Source organism: Mogibacterium pumilum, from assembly GCF_002243385.1.
In the GTDB taxonomy this organism is placed as follows: Bacteria; Bacillota; Clostridia; order Peptostreptococcales; family Anaerovoracaceae; genus Mogibacterium; species Mogibacterium pumilum.
On sequence record NZ_CP016199.1, the window covers coordinates 1,333,684 to 1,354,034 of the forward strand.

General features: G+C 38.5%; 15 protein-coding genes and 16 tRNA genes. 4 read left to right on the forward strand and 27 right to left on the reverse strand.

Annotated features, from left to right (window positions below):
- A partial coding sequence (locus AXF17_RS09570; RefSeq protein ID WP_237049021.1) for an aspartate--ammonia ligase occupies positions 1-666 on the reverse strand: 666 nt, incomplete at its 3' end.
- Between the two features lie 56 nt (positions 667-722).
- Positions 723-1,388 (reverse strand): epoxyqueuosine reductase QueH, encoded by a 666-nt coding sequence (locus tag AXF17_RS06370; RefSeq protein WP_094234300.1) that lies wholly within the window; start codon positions 1,386-1,388, stop codon positions 723-725.
- Positions 1,389-1,517: 129 nt separating this feature from the next.
- Between AXF17_RS06370 and AXF17_RS06375 the strand changes: the two genes are divergently transcribed.
- Positions 1,518-2,426, forward strand: coding sequence for a TIGR01212 family radical SAM protein (locus tag AXF17_RS06375; RefSeq protein ID WP_094234301.1), 909 nt, complete (start codon positions 1,518-1,520; stop codon positions 2,424-2,426).
- A gap of 110 nt (positions 2,427-2,536) precedes the next feature.
- Here the strand turns inward: AXF17_RS06375 and AXF17_RS06380 are convergent, their stop codons facing one another.
- The 25 genes from AXF17_RS06380 to AXF17_RS06500 all read right to left on the reverse strand — a co-directional run bounded on the left by AXF17_RS06380 (position 2,537) and on the right by AXF17_RS06500 (position 15,646).
- Positions 2,537-5,191 carry an SH3 domain-containing protein gene (locus tag AXF17_RS06380; protein ID WP_094234302.1) on the reverse strand — a complete coding sequence of 885 codons (2,655 nt, stop codon included), beginning with the start codon at positions 5,189-5,191 and terminating at the stop codon, positions 2,537-2,539.
- 260 nt (positions 5,192-5,451) lie between these two features.
- Positions 5,452-5,527, reverse strand: a tRNA-Phe gene (locus AXF17_RS06385).
- Positions 5,528-5,546: 19 nt separating this feature from the next.
- Positions 5,547-5,623: transfer RNA gene (locus AXF17_RS06390), tRNA-Ile, on the reverse strand.
- Positions 5,624-5,628: 5 nt separating this feature from the next.
- Positions 5,629-5,705 (reverse strand) — tRNA-Pro (locus AXF17_RS06395).
- A gap of 62 nt (positions 5,706-5,767) precedes the next feature.
- Positions 5,768-5,844 (reverse strand) — tRNA-Pro (locus AXF17_RS06400).
- Between the two features lie 8 nt (positions 5,845-5,852).
- Positions 5,853-5,928, reverse strand: a tRNA-Trp gene (locus AXF17_RS06405).
- Positions 5,929-5,944: 16 nt separating this feature from the next.
- Positions 5,945-6,037, reverse strand: a tRNA-Ser gene (locus AXF17_RS06410).
- Between the two features lie 22 nt (positions 6,038-6,059).
- Positions 6,060-6,148, reverse strand: a tRNA-Ser gene (locus AXF17_RS06415).
- A gap of 16 nt (positions 6,149-6,164) precedes the next feature.
- A tRNA-Lys gene (locus AXF17_RS06420) sits at positions 6,165-6,240 on the reverse strand.
- 4 nt (positions 6,241-6,244) lie between these two features.
- Positions 6,245-6,321: transfer RNA gene (locus AXF17_RS06425), tRNA-Gln, on the reverse strand.
- A gap of 48 nt (positions 6,322-6,369) precedes the next feature.
- A tRNA-Arg gene (locus AXF17_RS06430) sits at positions 6,370-6,446 on the reverse strand.
- Positions 6,447-6,455: 9 nt separating this feature from the next.
- Positions 6,456-6,529: transfer RNA gene (locus AXF17_RS06435), tRNA-Gly, on the reverse strand.
- Positions 6,530-6,533: 4 nt separating this feature from the next.
- Positions 6,534-6,608, reverse strand: a tRNA-Gly gene (locus AXF17_RS06440).
- An 8-nt stretch (positions 6,609-6,616) separates the two neighbouring features.
- Positions 6,617-6,701: transfer RNA gene (locus tag AXF17_RS06445), tRNA-Tyr, on the reverse strand.
- Positions 6,702-6,707: 6 nt separating this feature from the next.
- Positions 6,708-6,782, reverse strand: a tRNA-Thr gene (locus AXF17_RS06450).
- 15 nt (positions 6,783-6,797) lie between these two features.
- Positions 6,798-6,874 (reverse strand) — tRNA-Asp (locus AXF17_RS06455).
- Positions 6,875-6,880: 6 nt separating this feature from the next.
- Positions 6,881-6,956: transfer RNA gene (locus AXF17_RS06460), tRNA-Val, on the reverse strand.
- 80 nt (positions 6,957-7,036) lie between these two features.
- Positions 7,037-7,687: a YigZ family protein gene (locus AXF17_RS06465; RefSeq protein ID WP_094234303.1), complete on the reverse strand. Its 651-nt coding sequence runs from the start codon at positions 7,685-7,687 to the stop codon at positions 7,037-7,039.
- Positions 7,688-9,124: an ATP-dependent protease ATPase subunit HslU gene (gene hslU, locus AXF17_RS06470; RefSeq protein ID WP_157682583.1), complete on the reverse strand. Its 1,437-nt coding sequence runs from the start codon at positions 9,122-9,124 to the stop codon at positions 7,688-7,690.
- 10 nt (positions 9,125-9,134) lie between these two features.
- A complete protein-coding gene (gene hslV, locus AXF17_RS06475) occupies positions 9,135-9,674 on the reverse strand; it encodes an ATP-dependent protease subunit HslV (protein ID WP_094234304.1) in 540 nt (179 codons plus the stop codon).
- Positions 9,675-9,702: 28 nt separating this feature from the next.
- On the reverse strand, positions 9,703-11,817 hold the full coding sequence (gene topA, locus AXF17_RS06480; protein ID WP_094234305.1) for a type I DNA topoisomerase: 2,115 nt from the start codon (positions 11,815-11,817) through the stop codon (positions 9,703-9,705).
- 74 nt (positions 11,818-11,891) lie between these two features.
- Positions 11,892-12,764 carry a DNA-processing protein DprA gene (gene dprA, locus AXF17_RS06485; protein ID WP_094234306.1) on the reverse strand — a complete coding sequence of 291 codons (873 nt, stop codon included), beginning with the start codon at positions 12,762-12,764 and terminating at the stop codon, positions 11,892-11,894.
- Position 12,765: 1 nt separating this feature from the next.
- Positions 12,766-14,298 (reverse strand): YifB family Mg chelatase-like AAA ATPase, encoded by a 1,533-nt coding sequence (locus AXF17_RS06490; protein WP_094234307.1) that lies wholly within the window; start codon positions 14,296-14,298, stop codon positions 12,766-12,768.
- A 7-nt stretch (positions 14,299-14,305) separates the two neighbouring features.
- Entirely contained in the window at positions 14,306-14,647 is a 342-nt protein-coding gene (locus tag AXF17_RS06495; RefSeq protein WP_094234308.1) for a YraN family protein, read from the reverse strand.
- A gap of 165 nt (positions 14,648-14,812) precedes the next feature.
- The gene (locus AXF17_RS06500) at positions 14,813-15,646 is read right to left on the reverse strand and encodes a Cof-type HAD-IIB family hydrolase (RefSeq protein ID WP_094234309.1); all 834 of its coding nucleotides are present in this window, start codon (positions 15,644-15,646) and stop codon (positions 14,813-14,815) included.
- A 160-nt stretch (positions 15,647-15,806) separates the two neighbouring features.
- On the opposite strand from AXF17_RS06500, the gene trkA reads away from it, so the two are divergent.
- The 3 genes from trkA (at position 15,807) to AXF17_RS06515 (ending at position 20,140) form a co-directional block, all read left to right on the forward strand.
- Positions 15,807-17,183 carry a Trk system potassium transporter TrkA gene (gene trkA, locus AXF17_RS06505; protein WP_094234310.1) on the forward strand — a complete coding sequence of 459 codons (1,377 nt, stop codon included), beginning with the start codon at positions 15,807-15,809 and terminating at the stop codon, positions 17,181-17,183.
- A gap of 62 nt (positions 17,184-17,245) precedes the next feature.
- Positions 17,246-18,655 (forward strand): TrkH family potassium uptake protein, encoded by a 1,410-nt coding sequence (locus tag AXF17_RS06510; RefSeq protein ID WP_094234311.1) that lies wholly within the window; start codon positions 17,246-17,248, stop codon positions 18,653-18,655.
- A 12-nt stretch (positions 18,656-18,667) separates the two neighbouring features.
- Positions 18,668-20,140 (forward strand): TrkH family potassium uptake protein, encoded by a 1,473-nt coding sequence (locus AXF17_RS06515; RefSeq protein ID WP_094234312.1) that lies wholly within the window; start codon positions 18,668-18,670, stop codon positions 20,138-20,140.
- Positions 20,141-20,351 lie beyond the last annotated feature (211 nt).

The window sequence follows — 20,351 nt, forward strand, 5'->3', positions numbered from 1 at the left end:
ATGTTTCTCACCTGAAGCGAGTACACCACCGATTTTCTTGATAAATACAGCTCCATATACCTTAGCAGCTATAGCCTCACGCTGCTTAGGAGTGTTGTCTGGATATCTATCCTCGAGCTCCTGCGTGGTTATGAAAGTTATTTCATTTGGAAGCTCAATCTGAATATCTCTATATAGACGATTCACATAATCTCCGAGATTCTTCATCGCATTGTAGATAGTAACAACGGTTTCCTCAAGATACTCATCTGTGCGCTGATCATCTCGAATAACCTTTTCCCAGTCCCACTGATCCACATATATCGAGTGAATGTTGTCTAGTTCCTCATCTCTACGAATTGCGTTCATATCAGTATAGATTCCGTGGCCTGGCTCTACTTCATACTTTGCAAGCGCCATTCTCTTCCATTTAGCAAGCGACTGAACAACTTCTACCTGTTTCTCATCAATATCCTTTATAGTGAAATTAACTCTACGCTCATATCCGTTCAAGTTGTCATTGAGACCAGTCTCTGGGAATACAAATAGCGGTGCTGAAACACGACGAAGCTGAAGCCCGTACGCGAGTTCCTGCTGGAAATAGTCTTTAATCTTCTTGATTGCTCTTTGTGTCTCAACGTGATCAATAATCGGTTTGTAATCTTTTGGAAGTACTAATTTACCCATTTCCTAAAAGCCTTTCTATATAAAATTTATTTATTTACAATGTTACGCAGAATGTCCTACTTGTTTTTCATCATAGCGCGTGCATACTCACATCCACAGAACTTTTGTCTATAAAGCCCATATTTCTTTGATAGTTCTACGCTTCTGCCAAATCCATTTCCCTTCTTAAAGTCCATGTCCAGGAATTTGACGTTATTTGCTTCACCGATAGCTTCTCCAATTCTAACTATAGACGCATAGTTCTTATGAGGACTTACCGCCATTGCAGTAGCAAAATAATCCATCCCAAGTTCATTCGCCTTGCGTCCCGCTTCTTCTAGCCTTAACTCAAAGCACACATCACATCTCTTTCCGCCTTCAGGCTCATTACAAAGTGACTGCGCAACTTTGATAAAGTCCTCAACTTTATAATCTCCTTCGAAATAATGAACATGTGTCCTATCTTTGAACTCTTCATTAAAAGCATCGATGAATTTTACGAGATTGTCCCTTCGTAAAAGATATTCTTCCTGATCTGTAATATTTGGATTATAATAAAAAATAGTGACTTCGTAGTCAAAAGCCAATCGCTCTACACACGATGTAGAACAAGGCCCACAGCAAGCATGTAAGAGTATTCTCGGCTTCCTGTCAGCCAATTTGACATTCATGTAAGCGGATGACCTATTTTTCTCAAATTCATCTGTACGAAAACCCATATAGGCATCGCATTTTTCTTTCATTGGAAATACCTCATAATTTTAAAATCATCTTTTAATTATACAAAATAATACGGTATTTTTCCATAGGAACTGACACATTCTCATGTTTTGCAAGTGTTTATATACAATAAATTATATCGAGGTATTAATTTGAAATTTACTAAAGATCAAAGGTTTTATTCAATAAATACTTTTCTAAAAGAACAATTCGGCAGAAAGATGGTAAAGCTTTCAATCGAAGCTGGCTTTACATGTCCTAATAGAGATGGAAAAGTAGGATATGGTGGTTGTAAATTTTGTTCTTCAGGTGGTTCGGGAGAACTTGCTTCTAACATTTCAGATCAGATTGAACTACTTAACGATAAATGGCCAAATGCTGGTCATTTAGCTTACTTCCAAAGTCATACGAACACTTACGCCTCTGTAGATGTATTGCGAGAAAAATATCACGCGGCATTATCTTATCCAGATATAGAGGGAATCGTTATAGCAACGAGACCAGATTGTCTTGACGAGGAAGTACTTAATCTCCTTTCTGAAATTAGCGAAAATCATTTTATGTGGATTGAGCTTGGTCTTCAAACTATTCACGATAAAACACTTGATGCCATGAATATCGGATACCACATAAGTGATTTTGATCGTGCAATGTCTGAGCTATCGAAGCGCAACATCAAAACAGTAGTACACCTAATTCTTGGTCTACCTGAAGAAACTGAAAAAGACATGTTCAAATCACTTCACTACGTAACAAATAGTGGAATATTCGGAATTAAAATGCATCTTATGAACATCGTTCGTACGTCACCACTTTACAAGGAGATGCCCGACTATGTATCTTTTGACAGTCTCGAAAACTACGTCGATCTCGTTGTCAGAATGCTCGAAGAAACACCACCAAATATAACCATCCACCGTCTAACCGGTGATGTTCCAAGAAAGCTCTTAGTGAGCCCTGAATGGAGTTATAAAAAAAGGACGATTTTAAACTCAATTAATCACGAACTTATTGCTCGAGATACTTATCAAGGAGCCAAATTGCAGCTTTTTCAACCATAATTTTAATGCATATTATAAAAGAAGTAGAAAAAGGCGGATATCAACATCACATTTGATACCCGCCTTCTATTAATACTTCTAAGTAGCTTATTTCTCGCTATCGCATACCTTTAATGCGGTAAAGCTGTAGCCGATGGCATATTGCTATATATAGGAATAATAAATACTAGTGATTCATTAGTTATTCCATATGCACTATAGCTATTCTTTGTCGAAATTGATTCAGTATAGCAAGCCGAGATATTTGTCATATACTGATGTGTTCCAACCTTGCTTGCACCATTTGCAACGTTAAATCTCTGGAAGTATACAGAATTCTGACCCTGCTTTATATAACCGCTAGCTATAAACTTAGCTCCTCCAAATACCGCTTTCTGCTTAGTATCCCATCCCTGCTTCTTTGCGTATTCCAGACCTCTCATTACAGGGTTTGCATTAGAATAAGCTCCGATATTGTAAGGATTATATGCCGACTTGCCATCAGGGAAAACATATCCTGATATCGCAATACTTCCGCCACCAGTCTCCTGTCTTGCTCTCGCAGCAAGTGCAATTGGACTTATACCATTTTGCTGTCCTGCCGTCACAAACCAGCTAGCCATAAATCCATTACGTTCAAGAGCAGTGCCAGAAATAATCTTTGAAACTGCAGCCTGAGATTGATACGACTGATATGACAAGTCTTCGAACATGTAAATATTGTTTTCGTTCAAGAAGTTACGTGGATCCATATAGTATCCCACAACTTCTGTATTTGCATTGAACCATGTTGCTCCATCCTTAGGGATATAAGTTCCAGATGCAGTAAATCTGCCAACACCCTTAAGCGATTCAATACCTACTACTGCATGCTCCTCGCTCTCTTTATTCTTTTCTACTGGTGCGGTTGCTTCCTGTCCATCATATTTCTGGTCAGTAATTGTAATCCAGTTTGCAGCCGCATAATAAGTAGTTCCTTTATACTGAATTCTATACCAGTTGTAATTACCTGAATTAATCACACCAGTAATTACTACTTCTGTATTCTTAGAAAATGTTCCTACAGGCTTGTTTGTTAGATCATATGATGCTCTATAGTTTAGATAATCATGAACCTTACCGCTTACACTTGCATTACCTTGCCTTACTTCTCCTGAAGCTGTAATAGCCTCAGAAGGAACATAGTATACTTTTCCATTTATAGCAACCTTATACCAGCTGCTATTATCAACGTTCTTTACTGAATCGATAATTGTTACATTTTGACCTGTAGTTAAGCCTCCAACTTCCTTAAATAAGTCAGATGGACCCATTCTATAAGCAGTATTCTGCTTTATAGTTCCGTATACAACAGAACTATTATTTGAATTTGATGCTTTAGGTGTAGCAGCCTGTTTTGAGGCTACGGTAGCAGTTTTTGTTTCTTCAACTGTAACAAACTTACTACAAATATAAGCAAATCCACTTCCATTCTTAATCTTATACCAAATAACTCCATCTGATGCTTTTGCTGTCAAGACAATAGCTACCTTATTTCCAGTGTTTACACCACCAACCTTGCTATATCCAGTTCCTGCACCTTTACGAATATTAGTGTATCCACCTTTTACAGTACCATTAACCTCTGCCGAGTAGTTTTCGTTAGTAACGCTTCCCTGTATATAACCAGTCTGACCAGCTGCTGTCTTTACGTGTACAAACTTTGCATCGTCACTACCATTATTATTAATAAACATCTCATCAAGTATTGTAATATCAGTGTTTGCACTTGCTGTACCAGCCAAATCGGATGATTTACTAGCTTTCTTATATAAAGGTCTAGTCTTATCCTTTGCCTTAAAACTATATGAGTTTACATCTCTGTATGAAAGAGGATAAGCACCATTGATTAGAGACACACCGTCACGGCTCTCCTTGGAAAGTGCAGTATTCCAGTCAATTCCAGTATTTTTTGCAACAAACTTCCAATTTGGATGTGCAGCATGAAGCTGTCGTAACTTCACCTTATAATCCTCTGGAAAAGATGAAATTGATTTTTCAAAATCGCTTTCTGACTGCTTCGTGGTACTCGTATTATTACTATTATCACTATTATTAGTCGTGGTACTATTTGTTCCAGTTGTAGGTTTATTTTGACTCGAATTAATATTATCATGTGTCGGTTTTGAATCATGTTTAGGGTCTACAATAGGTGAATTAATTCCACCGTTATTGGATGTTCCACCGCTATTATTCGAGAAAATACTACCGGTGATATTTACCCATGATGCACAAACATAATTATAACCACCATTATATTTAATCATGTACCATCCAACATTAGAATTGTTGGCTCTTGCTTTTAGAAGAATGGTTAAATTTACATTATTTCCGAAAGTTGTAATCCTAGTAAACCCTGTACCTGCACCAAGTCTACTATTAACCGAAGCAGTAGTTCTGCCGGTAACTGCAGAATACTCCACTCTATTGATAAGATCTGATCTTACATATCCGGACTTACCACCATAGTTTATGTGATACCATTTATCTTTAGCAGTACCGTTAAAACGTGAAGAAAAGACAACTTCAGTAATAGTTACTTTCTTATTATTAGAAAGTACCATAACCTTTTTTGTAAATACCGAAGTACCATTTCTGACATTAACACCATTCTTAGAGTTAATATAACCTGTTGCATTTTGTACAGACTGTGCACTAGCATCTGATACAAAAAATGCAATAAACAGAATTGAAAATAACAAAGCTGTAAACACTGAGGTAAGCTTTACTCTTAAACAAATATTCATTATTTCCTCTCTTAATTAATAAATTCAAATAAATGTAATTACAGAATATAAAATTACATAATGTACAATTTTTCTTAATTTTAACAAAGTTACATTTAATTATAAAGTAAATTAGTCGCTAAATCGTTGAAATTTCAATCATTTATTCGGATTTAAGTGTTCAAAAGATAAAAACATCTAAAATAACACAAGATATAAATATATTACAATAAATATGACCAACATATAGAAATAAAAAAGAAGCATTTCTGCTTCTTAACTGGTGCCCAGACTCGGAATCGAACCAAGGACACAGGGATTTTCAGTCCCTTGCTCTACCAACTGAGCTATCTGGGCATATAAACTAAATAAATAATGGTGGGCCATCGGGGACTTGAACCCAGGACCTGCCGGTTATGAGCCGGACGCTCTGACCAACTGAGCTAATGGCCCCAAAATGGTCGGGGTGGCAGGATTTGAACCCGCGGCCCACTGGTCCCAAACCAGTTGCGCTACCAAGCTGCGCTACACCCCGACGCTCTTTGATTTTATCACTCAAGGAATTATTTGTAAACATTAAAGTATTCAGTTTAATTGTGGTCGGGGTGGCAGGATTTGAACCCGCGGCCCACTGGTCCCAAACCAGTTGCGCTACCAAGCTGCGCTACACCCCGTAAAACATTGGCAGGGGCAGAAGGACTCGAACCCTCGGCACGTGGTTTTGGAGACCACTGCTCTACCAACTGAGCTATACCCCTATGGTATATATTAAAATGGCGGAGAAGATGGGATTCGAACCCATGCGGCCCTAATATGAACCCTAACGGTTTAGCAAACCGTCCTCTTCAGCCTCTTGAGTACTTCTCCAAAGCTACAACTAAATGATTCTTGGCGGAGAGGGTGGGATTCGAACCCACGGTCCCTTTCAGAATCACTGGTTTTCAAGACCAGCTCCTTAAACCACTCGGACACCTCTCCGGATGTTGTTAAAACTTGGTGACCCATCGGAGATTCGAACTCCGGACACCTTGATTAAAAGTCAAGTGCTCTACCACCTGAGCTAATGGGTCACAATGGCTGGGGTAGCGGGACTCGAACCTGCGAAATCACGGAGTCAAAGTCCGTTGCCTTAACCACTTGGCTATACCCCAATAACATGACTTCAAGTTCGTCTACTTAACCAATTTAAAATCTAAAAATGGTGAGCCCACAGGGATTCGAACCCCGGACACACGGCTTAGAAGGCCGTTGCTCTATCCAACTGAGCTATGGACCCTTAAAAAAATGGAGCGGATGATGAGAATCGAACTCACGCTATCAGCTTGGAAGGCTGAAGTTCTACCATTGAACTACATCCGCAAAATGGAGCGGAAGACGAGATTCGAACTCGCGACCCTCGCCTTGGCAAGGCGATGCTCTACCCCTGAGCCACTTCCGCATATGTATTGGTCGAGGGAGATGGATTCGAACCATCGAAAGCACAGCTAACGGATTTACAGTCCGCCCCCTTTGGCCACTCGGGAATCCCTCGAAATGTTGGAGCTGATGGAGGGAATCGAACCCCCAACCTGCTGATTACAAATCAGCTGCTCTACCGTTGAGCCACATCAGCATATAAACAGAAAATTGGCGACCGGGAACGGGCTCGAACCGTCGACCTCCAGCGTGACAGGCTGGCATTCTAACCAACTGAACTACCCGGCCAAAATATGGTGGACGCTATAGGGCTCGAACCTATGACCCCCTGCTTGTAAGGCAGATGCTCTCCCAGCTGAGCTAAGCGTCCAGAGATATTTGTCGCACTAGATTACCAAACCTAAACCGTCAATTTCGTGCTACAGTCTTCACTCAACTGCGTTATTCATACTAACACAGCATCAGAGTACTGTCAACGACAAATTTATTTTTTCTCGATTCATCTTTCAATAGCTTGCATTTACCTGCAGTTGCTTCTGTTATAGCATCGATTATTTCATCTTTGTGATCAATATCACCGATAATTTCCAGTGTGATTCTATCAGTGTACTCTATTTTTCCGATATTGAACCCCCCTGTTTTTGAATTGTTTTCAATTTGTGCCAAATTTGAATATGAAATCTCATATTTTAGGACTATTGCCTCTCTAACCTCACATAGCTTAGCCTTATCTATCGCAAGCCTTGCAACAGCTGTATAAGCTCTCATAAGTCCACCAGTACCAAGTTTTATTCCACCAAAGTAACGTGTAACTACAATCACAAGATTAGTAAGTCCACTATCAACTAACATGCGAAGAACTGGTGCACCAGCAGTACCATGCGGCTCGCCATCTTCACTTGACCATTGAATCTCTTGTTTTTCTCCCACTACAAGTACCGGCACATTATGTGTTGCATCCTTGTATTCAGCCTTTATAGCCGCAATAAATGACTTCGCCTCATCATATGTTTCTACAGGTGAAACATGAGCTATAAAGCGAGATTTTTGGATTGTATATTCAGCCTTTGCCTCTTCGTATATGGTGTCATATAGCTTCATTTACAAAATGTACTTGTCAACATCTACTTCTTTGACAGTCTCCTTAAATTTATCCCTTACAAATTCTTTATCAATTACTACTTTATCAACTGAATCATCAGGTAGCATAAACGAAATATCCTCAAGTAGCTTCTCGATAATTGTATATAGTCTTCTAGCTCCGATGTTTTCAGTCTGTTCATTCATTAAAAATGCCATTTCAGCAATTTCATCTGTTGAGTCATCAGTAAACTCAACTTCTATTCCTTCAGTTTCTAGAAGTGCCTTCTGCTGTTTTGTTACCGCATTTTCTGTAGCAGTGAGAATTTGTTTGAAGTCTTCCTTATCTAGATTCTTTAGTTCTACATTGATTGGGAATCTTCCCTGTAGCTCCGGAATCAAATCCGAAGGCTTTGACACGTGAAACGCTCCTGCTCCAATGAATAACATGTGATCCGTCTTTACGGGGCCATGTTTAGTGTTTACGACACTTCCTTCAACGATTGGAAGTATATCTCTCTGAACACCTTCACGGGATACATCTGCACCTGAAGCCATCGAGCTGCCCGAGGCAATTTTATCAATTTCATCGATGAAAATGATACCGTTCTGCTCGGCATTTTCAATAGCATCATCAATTACTTGATCCATATCTATTAGGTTCTGGGCTTCTTGCTCTCTGAGAATCTTTCTAGCTTCACGGACGGTAACCTTCTTGTGCTTAATCTTCTTAGGCATCATATCTCCAAAAATGTTCCCAATTGTGATTCCTATACCTTCATTTTGCATATCTAGCTGATTAGTATTTACAGAATCTTCAACTTCAATATCAATAAGCTGATCTTCTAGCTTACCTTCCCTAAGCTGCACTCTAACCTGCTCTTTTGCCATAACGATATCTTCAGGAACATTCTGTTTTTCCCGGCTCTGCTGTTCTTCATATTGCTTCTTTTGGCTTGGGTAATTGGAGTTATTAAGAAAAAAGTCAAATGGGTTTGGACCATTTACATTCTTAACATTATCGGTAGAATGTCCTGGCACAAGTGCATCGATAATCTTTTCTTCTACAATTTCATCTGCAACTCCATATTTTTCGTTAATGCGCTGCTGTTTAGTAATTCTTACCGAAGCCTCTACCAAGTCTCTTACCATGGAATCAACATCACGACCCACATATCCAACTTCAGTAAACTTTGTAGCCTCAACTTTGACAAATGGCGCTTCCATAATCTTGGCAAGTCTACGGGCAATCTCAGTCTTTCCTACACCCGTTGGCCCCATCATAAGTATATTCTTAGGCGTAATTTCTTCACGCATCTCCTCACTAAGCTGGCGGCGTCTATATCTATTTCTCAAAGCAATAGCAACGGACTTCTTTGCATCAGCCTGCCCAATTATGTATTTATCTAATTCAGCGACTATCTGTTTAGGAGTCATTGTTTTAATATTCTGTTTCATAAATCCCCCCCTATAGTTTCTCAACTGAGATATTGTTATTCGTATATACACAGATATTAGAAGCAATCTCAAGCGATTTACGAACAATACTTTCAGCATCCAAATCAGAGTTATCAAATAGAGCAGATGCAGCTGCGTATGCGTAATTTCCACCCGAACCTATTGCAACGACATCTTTATCTGGCTCAATAACTTCCCCATTACCAGATATAACTAATAAATCATCTTCGTCAACCACTATCATTAAGGCTTCTAAACTTCTTGTTGCCTGATCACTTCTCCAAAACTGTGCTAAATCAACAGCTGCACGCTTTAGATTTCCATCATGTTCTTGGAGCTTGTTCTCGAACTTATCTGTAAGAGAAAACGCATCTGCAACAGAACCTGCAAAACCTGTAAGAACTTTTCCCTTAAATATTTTCTTTACCTTCTTTGCACCATTCTTCATAATAGTCGTTTCGCCCATTGTTACCTGTCCATCACCACCGATACATATATCCCCATTAGGTCTCTTTACTGCACAAATTGTTGTTGCATGAAATTGAACCATATCTTTACCTCCGTTATATTAAAATCTTTTACTCTTTATCTGTGCTATAGTTGCACTTATCGTTTGAGCACTTGATCTTAGCTTTCTTACCCTTTCCTTCAAGGAGTATTGAACCACATTTTGGACACAGATTATTGGTTGGCTTATCCCAGTACGAAACTTTGCATTCAGGATATCCGCTACAGCCGTAGAAAATTTTACCTCCACGTCTAGTCCTCTTTTCAATTATTGGCTTACCACAGCTTGGGCAAGCAACTCCAATTTCCTTTACTATAGGCTTTGTGTTCATGCATTCAGGATATCCAGTGCATGCAAGAAATTTACCGAAACGACTTTCTTTAATTGCCATCGGTTTCCCGCATACATCACAAACTTCATCACTCAGAACTAATTCTTGTTCGATTTTTTCTACTTCATTTTGAGCAACCTCTAGTTCCTTACTGAATGGACCGTAAAAATCTTCGATTACTCGTTTCCAAGCTTCCTTTTTAAGTTCAATTTGGTCAAGATGATTTTCTAAATCACCAGTAAATTCAACATCAACTATATCTCCGAAATATTCTGAGAGTATTCCCGTTACGTCAAAGCCTAGCTGTGTTGGAACTAGATTCTTCTTTTCTCTAGTTACATAGCGTCTACCAGTAAGCGTTGTAATGATAGCGGAATATGTACTTGGTCTTCCTATATTCTTCTCTTCCATCTCTTTGACGAGACCAGCCTCAGTATACCTTGCTGGTGGCTGTGTAAATTTCTGTGCTTTAAGGATTTCTTTACACTTAAGCTCATCACCTTCATGTAATTCTGGAACGTATGAATCCTTCTCATTTGAAATAGGATAAACTTTCCTCCATCCATCGAATACCATTCTTGATCCAGAAGCTCTAAATTCGTAGCCATTATTATCTATAGAAACTGAAACTGTATCAAACTCGGCTGCTGACATCTGAGATGCAACAAAGCGGTTCCAAACAAGATTATATAGTTTAAACTGATCCGCAGTTAGCGAGTCTCGAATTACCTCTGGCTCTAAAGTAACGTCCGTTGGTCTAATCGCTTCGTGCGCATCTTGAATATCTTTATTTTTGTTAGAGAAAGAGTTGTTAGAGCTGTATTCTTTACCAAACTTATTACTGATAAAACTTGCAGCCGCTTCCTTAGCAACGGAAGATACTCTTACAGAGTCTGTACGTAGATATGTGATGAGGCCTCGTGTTCCGATTCCCTTTACATCAATACCCTCATATAACTGCTGGGCAACCTGCATCGTCTTCTTGGTCTGGAAATTTAACTTAATAGAAGCATCCTGCTGCATACTGCTTGTTGTAAATGGCGCATATGGCTTAGGCTTCCTCTTACCTGTCTTTACACTCTCGACAATAAACTTTCCTAATTTAATCTCTTTTTCAATGTTTTCGGCATCAATAGCAGTATTTATGCGGATATCTTTACCCTTATACTTACTGAGTGATGCTGTAAAATTATCACCGTAATCAGCTGTTATAGTCCAATATTCTTCAGGAATAAACGATGTTATTTCATTTTCTCTATCACAAATCATCTTAAGGGCTGCGGACTGAACTCTGCCAGCGGAGAGGCCACGTCTTACCTTCTGCCAAAGTAGAGGACTAATCTGATATCCTACGAGTCTATCTAAAACTCTTCTAGCCTGCTGTGCGTCAACTAGCCCCATATCAATAGAGCGAGGATGCTTAATAGCTTCCTTTACTGCTTCTTTATTAATTTCATTAAAAACAATCCTGCATTCACTACTTGGATCAATATCAAGTATGTGTGCAAGATGCCACGATATAGCTTCTCCCTCACGGTCAGGGTCAGTTGCCAAAAGAATTCTTGAAGCTGATGCAGCAGCTTTTTTGAGTTCTTTAATCTTATCTCCCTTTCCACGAATATTTATATAGCCTGGTTCAAAGTAGTTTTCTATATCTATGCCAAGCCTGCTCTTTGGCAAATCTCTTACATGTCCCACTGACGCGAGTACGCTATAAGAAGATCCAAGGTATTTACCTATAACCTTGGCTTTTGAAGGAGACTCTACTATTAGAAGTGTACGTTTTCTGGTTGTCTTTTTGCCTTTCGTAGTGATTTTCTTCTTAGTTGACTTTGTGCTTGCTGTACTAGGCATCGATTAACCCCTTAATCATAAATTTAAAATATAACTTCTCTACAATATTAGAGTTCATCATAAACCTTGAGATTTTATTTTGCAAGAAATACTTTGCCTCCATAGGTCGTAATGACACCCTTAATTTCGAGCACTGTAAGTATAGCACTGACTTTTCCAGCATTTTTGTTGAGATTGTGTGCAATGCTGTCAACCGTACAACAAGTAGACTTTTGAATTTCATTATAAATCTCTAGTTCATCAAATCCAAGGGTGTGCTCTATATCCACAGGAGTGTAATCAAATCCATTAATATCAGAAGCAATATCACTAATACTTATCATGGGAATAGCACCGTCTTTAATAAGCTTATTAGTCCCAACACTAAACTGACTATTTATATTACCCGGCACAGCATATATATTTTTTCCTTGTTCGCAGGCAAAGTCTGCTGTTATTAGTGACCCGCTATTGAGCCCAGCTTCCACAACTACTATAGCTTCCGATATTGCACTAATTATTCTATTTCGCTGTGGAAATGTATATTTAGCTCCCTGTGTCCCTGGCGGGTATTCAGATATTATCAATCCACTTTGGGCAATTTTGTTGTATAACCAAAAATTTCTAGCAGGATAAACTATATCTATTCCTGTCCCTAGAACTGCAACCGCAGCACCGCCTGCATTTACCGTACCTTCATGCGCGAAGCTGTCTATTCCGTATGCTAATCCTGATACAACGGGGATTCCTGCGTTCGCTAGCTCCCTGCCAACCATTTGTGCAACGATCTTGCCATAAAGCGTGTATTTTCTCGATCCGACAACTGCGACAGATTTTCTTTTTAGTAAACTTATATCTCCTATGCAGTACAACTTCTCTGGCGGTTTTCTTATCACTTTTAAGCTATTCGGATAGTTCGGAGAATCTTCAGTAATTACGCTAATATCTTCATTATAAGAATATTTCATTTTAAGCTTGCTCCCTATTAAATTCGCTGCATCTATAACTCAATGCCTCTGCTAAATGAGTAACATTAACTGTAGTTGATTGCTCGATATCTGCAATAGTTCTAGCGACTTTAAGTGTTCGTATATAGCATCTTGGTGAAAGATTTAAGGAATTGTATGCATTTTCGAGAAATTTTTTCTCTGCTCGTTCTAATAGACAGACCTCCCTAATTTTTTTATCGCTGATATTTCCACAACTAGCACCTCTTCCTTGGAGTTCTGAAAATCTGATGGCCTTTTCTACCATCGAACTCATCGTTTTACTATCTAATATTCTATTGTCATCTTTTATAGAGCTATCAAGATCATCAAATCTCACAGCTTGCATGTTTATTTGCAAGTCTATACGATCTAAAATTGGCCCACTCATACGTCTTCTATATCTAGCAATCTCTTGAGCAGTACACGTACAATCCTTTGATTCACTTCCAAAATAGCCGCATGGACAAGGATTTGCAGCCATAACAACAAGAGCTTTACAAGGAAACTCATATACTGCTCCTCGTCTTGAGATGACAATCCTATGATCTTCTAACGGCTGACGAAGTGCCTCTATCTGCGATGTGTCAAATTCGCAGAACTCATCAAGGAATAACACTCCATTATGAGCTAAAGAAAGCTCACCCGGCACTGGATATAGTCCACCTCCGAGTAGCGCTGCACGAGTAATTGTATGATGAGGACACCTAAATGGTCTACTCTCTATTGTATTTGCACCCTTATTGAGCTGGCCTGCCACAGAATGAATCATAGTAGTTTCGAGAAGTTCTTCTTTTGAAATCTTGGACATTATACCTGGTAATCGTTTCGCAAGCATTGTTTTACCACACCCTGGTGGACCAATCATAAGCAGCGGATGCTGACCCGCTGCAGCAATTACTAGGGCTTTCTTGGCATATTCTTGCCCCCTTATATCAGAGTAGTCATATTTGTTTCTTTTGACAGTTTCAGCATCCTCAAATAAATTATTACTCCCTTCGCTTAACTCATTGTTAATAGCTTTAATTGCGTCTTCTAGTTTGTTTACACCTATTATTGCAATGCCTTCAACCATCGAAGCCTCTTTTACATTCTTAGTTGGAAGAATCACCTTATGTACTCCTAATTCTCGCAGCGAAATCACTATTGGCAACACCCCATCCACCGGCATAATTTGTCCAGATAAAGATAACTCCCCGATGACTGCATAAGATTTCGCCTTCTGATTATTGACAACTAAAGCGCTTGATAGAATTCCGATTGCAATTGGTAGATCAAGATGACTTCCATTTTTGCTTAAGTTCGCCGGTGATAGATTCACCGTTATATGCCCATGCGGAAAATCATATCCCGAATGTATAATTGCTGAACGAATTCTCTCACGCGACTCGATTACAGCTTTTGAAGCTAGGCCAACTATATTAAAATTAGGAAGACCATTGCTAATATATGTTTCAATTGTTACCTTTTGACCATAAATTCCTCTTATTATTCCACTTGTAATTCTAGATAGCATGACACCTCTAAAAGCAATTTTTGCTAACTCTACATTCGATCTCTACAATATCAAACCTGGCATTATAACTGCTAAATTCCCTGTTCTCACGTAAGAAATAATTAGCGACATTTTTAATATGACGAATCTTATCATGCGATATTGCCTGTGCTGGATATCCATATTTATTACTAGTTCTTGTTTTTACCTCGATAAAGCTCAGTACCTTATCTCTAATGTCCATAGCAATAATATCGATTTCTCCTATTTTACATGTATAATTTCTCGCGATTACTTCATATCCCTGCTGTTCAAGAATATCTGCAGCCATATTTTCTCCAAGATTACCAACTACCTTGTTATATTTCATACTTCCTCCATGCTATTAAATTTACAGACGATTTCTCCCTTTCATTTAAACCATTTATACCACGAAAAAGATTTAGCTTCAGTATGGTTGCACAAAAAGTGCATACAGTGCTGAAAATAGTGTATTTTCAGCACTGTATGCATTGATTTTTCAATTTATATTATTTTACGCCTCTTCGTCAAAACAGAATTTTAATATCGCTTTCCCGACACCTCCGTTTATGTTTGTATCTGTGACATAATCCGCATGCTCCTTAACAATGTCCCACGCATTTTCCATAGCCACTCCAACGCCAGCCAGTTGCAGCATTGGAATATCATTTGCAGCGTCACCACAGCACATGAGTTCAGATTTTTCTATGGATAAGATCTTCATAAGCTCTACCAGTGCCATGCTCTTACTCGATCCTATGCCACCAATTTCTATATTATTGAGTACGGATGATGTCACATTTGCATTATCGTAAACACTGACAATCTTACGAATCTCTTCGAGTTTATCCATATCATCAAAGAAGATATTTATATTTTCTATTTCTGCAGAGTTTTCAAGCATGAATTCAAATATATCATCTAGAGGATTTCTCGTTTTAAGCACATACTCACGTCTTCTATGCACGCTTCCATTAACATCAATATCATAGTAAAGCTCTGCATCTATATAAGCCTGTCCATCGTGAAAAGCCTCAAGGTATAGATTATTTTCTTTTGCAAGAGATACTACTCGTTCTATTACTACTGGATTTATGAAACTTGAATAAACATCATGACCGAGTTTCAAATCACGGACATGTGCGCCATTAGATGAGATTATGTATCTAAGCCCTTCTATATTCATTATATCTTCCGGAACGGCTGAAATAACGCGTCCTGTTGCGATTACAACATTAATGCCTGCAGCAATAGCACGTTCTATAGCAATCTTATTAAGTTCTGGAAGTCTACCGTTACTTCCGAGAGTTGTTCCGTCCAAATCTAATCCGATAATCTTAATACCCATTTATACCTCTTTAAGTACTTTTACCTGAATTTTCACCCTAAAAACGACAACTCAATTGCAAATAATATGCGTTTGAATTATAATTCACTATTGAGCTAATAACAAAATACATTATATATTGAATTGGCTCTTTAATCTATATTTTAAATTTTTGAACAGGATGGCGAAAATGAAGATTGCGATTATTGGTGCCGGAAAGCTAGGAATAAGAATTACTGAAGCCTTGCTTGACGGAGATTACGATATTACAGTTGTAGATAATAATGAGAAAAAACTCGATATGCTCGCTCAGCAGTTCGACGTTTTTACGGTTCTCGGTGATGCGAAGACTATCGAGACACTCAATAAAATCGATGTTAAATCATTCGATTTTCTCATAGCCACTACCACTTCAGACGACACTAATATCCTTACCGCTTCATTTGCAAAGATTCTTGGATGTAAGCGTGTAATTGCAAGAGTTAGAGAGCCAGAGCACATGAACCAGCTTGACTTTTTAAGAGAGCACTATAATATTGATATGCTCATCAACCCTGACCTTCTTATCACGTCTGAAATTTATAGATATTTGGTAGAGAAGTACACTTTAAGTAACGGAATATTCACATCTAGAAGCATTGCACTTATTGAGTTCGAGGCTGACAAGAAACCTCAGCTTATAGGAAAGTCGCTTGTTGAATTCCGTACCATAATGCCAGATATGCTGATGGTTGGTATTTCGCGCAAGGGAAAGATGATTATCCCACACGGTAATTCAGTTATTGAAGCTCACGACCTACTCTACCTAATCGGTGAGAAAGAAAACGTATTTGATTTAGCTAGTCGTGTTCACACTAAAATGAAGCATTCTTCTGTACAGAAGGTAATGATTATCGGTGGTGGTAAAACCGGTTATTATCTAGCTTCAAGACTTTCTGAGTACGGTGTATTCGTTAAGATTATCGAGAAAGACAAGGAGCGCTGCCATTATTTGGCAAATAAACTTGAAAATGTAATGGTTCTTAACGGCGATGGTTCAAATGTCGGACTATTAAATGAGGAAGATATGGATGAGATGGATGCATTTGTAACTGCAACTGGTTACGATGAGGAAAACCTCCTTCTCGCCCTAATGGCTAAGACCCATGGAATTGAGGATGTAATTTCCAAAGTAAGTCACGATAGCTATACTGATCTAATATCAAAGCTTGGTATAGATGTAGTGCTCAATCCTTTGGATATAAGCTGCTCCACCGTTCTTAGACTTATCAGAGGAGCTAAGAAGGTTATCTCCTCCGTCCTCCTGCAAGGTCAGGCTGAACTCATGGAGGTTTATGCTCAGGAAGGTATGAGCATGATTAATATTCCGCTCAAAAACATGAATCTGCCTGATTACATAATCATTGCAGCTATACATCGTGGTATGGAAACTATCATTCCTGACGGAAATACAAAGATAAAACCTGGAGATCGAGTTACGATTGTTTGTATGATCTCCAATATTGGATATGTAGAGAAGCTATTTAAACCTAATATTAGACTTAACATTCTAAAGTAATTGACATGTATAAACGAGTTATCAACATAATCGGAAAACTACAGTTTATTATCGGAGGTAGCATGATGCTACCTCTATTTGTCGCGATTATTTACAAGGAATATGACTCTGTAATTGCATTTACAATTACATGTGCATTAACTTTCGGATTAGGTATTTTAACGACTAATATTCTTGGAAAAAATGCTTCTACCGAAGCACTTCGTTATACAGATAGTTACTTTATCGTTGCTTTCACGTGGATTATGTCATCTGTACTTGCCGCAATTCCGTTTGTGATACAGGGATCTATTCCTAATGTAGTCGATGCTTTCTTTGAGATGTGTTCCGGTTTTTCAACGACAGGCGCTACAATCCTGACGGATGTTGAAGCTCTTCCAAAATCAATGCTATTCTGGCGTTCTGAAACGCAGTGGCTTGGTGGTATGGGTATCATAGTTCTAATGGTAGCTCTAGTTCCTAACCTTGGTGTAAAGGCTCAAAATGTTGCGAGCGCAGAAACGCCAGGACCAACTGTAACAAAGCTCACCTCAAGATTCTCAGATACTGCGAGAAGCCTCTATATTGCATACGTAATACTTACAATTATACTTATAGTCCTTCTCCTTCTTGGTGGATTGAACTTGTTTGATGCTGTGGCACATGCATTTTCCACTATGGCTACCGGTGGTTTCGGTATATATAGCGATAGTATTGCTCATTTTCATAGCTATTACATAACATGGGTTATAACAATATTCATGGTAATTGCAGGAACTAATTTCAATCTTTTCTTCACCATTATGTTTGATAAGGTAAAGACTGCTCTCGCTGATGAAGAACTAAGACTTTATGGCCTGATTCTAGTGGTTTCTACATCACTTATAACTATATCTCTCCTTCTTCAAGGAGGATACAATAATGCATTTAAGGCTATTACAGATGCCGCCTTTCAGGTAGCAACTTTGATATCAACTACTGGATTTGCGACTATTAACTTCAACCTATGGCCGGCATTTTGCAAGATGATATTGATACTCTTAATGTTCACTGGGGCTATGAGCTCATCTACTGCTGGTGGAATTAAGATCATACGAATTCTGTCAATATTTAAGATGTTTAAGCGCGAAGTAAGAGTCAGACTACATGACAACATCGTAGATGATGTTAAGTACAATGGAACTAAGATATCTGGAGAAGTGATGATGTATATGCTTTCATTTGTCATCACCTTCCTGCTGACTCTCGGCATTGGAACTATTATAGTTTCACTCAGATCTGACGCTGACTTTATTACTGATTTTACTGCTGTTTTGTCTTGTATAAGTAACGTAGGACCTGGACTTGCACAGGTTGGACCAATAGAAAACTTCCATTTCTATTCAGATTTCTCAACCTTCGTTCTCGCATTAATAATGATAATCGGAAGGCTTGAACTTAGTACAGTTCTGATTATGTTCTCACGATACTACTGGAATAGACATAGAGTTTAATGAGGATATCTAATGGTTAGTAAAGAAAAAAGATTTGTCCTTCATATGATATTCGCATCGATGATGATATTTGGAGCATTTACAGTTCCATCCGTTTTGCTGTGCATAAGATATCAGGATTATAACGAGTTGATTCATATTGGAATCCTTTCCTTTACAACGTTAACTATAGGCTTTGTAGGGCAAAAAGTTTTTTACTACGATGTAAACCGTATGAACTCGAGGATTTGCTTTATGACGACCATTTTTACTTGGCTCACCATGATTTTTATAACAGCAATACCCTTCTATCTCAGCAGTCTTAACTTATCATTTATTGATTCACTTTACGAAGCAGTAGCTTCATGGACCACAACTGGTACATCGGTTGTAAATTCTGATGTTATGCCTATCGGTCTTCAGATGTTACGTGCTTCATGCAACTGGATGGGCGCCCTCGGAATTATAGTAATAGCACTAAACTTTTTACCAACATGGCAGTTTGTAGGCAGATCCCTCGTAATTACGGAAATAGCTGGCCCCGGTTTCCTGAAGATTAGTACCACTTTCAGAAAAACATACCGGAGAGCGTTAGCTATTTACATTTCCTTAACTGCCCTTCAGTATGTTTTACTAAGATTAGCTGGCTTGAACAAGAGTGATTCTCTGATAACCTCTCTAAGTAATATCAGTACTGCTGGACTCGTAAATCTTAATAACGGAAATATTATCGGGTACGGCTTAGCGATAAAGGTTATAATTACAATTTTCGCGTTTCTAAGTTCCCTAAACTTCTCTGTACTCCTCTTAACATCGCTTAGACAATTTAGAGATATAGCTAAGGGTCCGGAATTAAAATTCCATTCAGGAAGAATATTGGCTACCAGTGTAGTGATTACCGGTATCCTGTTTGTTTCATATAACAGAGAGTTATCATCGCTCAAGGAATTCGGAAAAGTGCTTATGCAGGTAATCTCGTATTTCACAACTGCGGGATACAAAATTACTGACACTGGAAATTGGCCAGCAGCTGCTTGTGCAGTAATACTAGTACAGATGTTTATCGGAGCATGCGCTATATCGTCTGGCGGAGGTATTAAGGCAGCACGAACGATTATAGCTTTTAACACAGCCTCTCGAACTTTATATCGTCATATTCATAGAAACGTTATCAAACCAATCAAATACGCTGGTACGCCACTAAAACTGAACACACTTCTCAGGTGTAACCTTTACATAGTAATGTTTGTTGTAACGTATCTATTCGGTGCAATTGTACTGACTATCAACCTTGATCTTAGCACTGCTCTAAATACATCGATTGCAATGCTAACGAATACAGGTTCATACATTAATCAAACAGCTACTCCGGGAGTAATTGATGATTATTCAGCTATATCAAAGATAGCGATGATGTTTTTAATGCTCGCAGGCAGACTTGAAATCTACCCTGTTATACTCTTATTCTTCAAGAGCTTCTGGAAGAATGATAACGATTTCTTCTAATAAAAGGCTTCAGATAGGAATGAGCTCATAGTATCTCATCCCGGTCTGAAGCCTATTTTTGTATTAACCCGCTTAACGTTCAGAAATCTTACTGATCTCAAACTGTCTTGTAATTTATGTATTTACTGTTCCAAAGGCTAAAACTGATAAGTAATCAATTAATAAAATTACGAAAAGAGAGATCAACTTTATTAAATCCTTATTTTTGTAC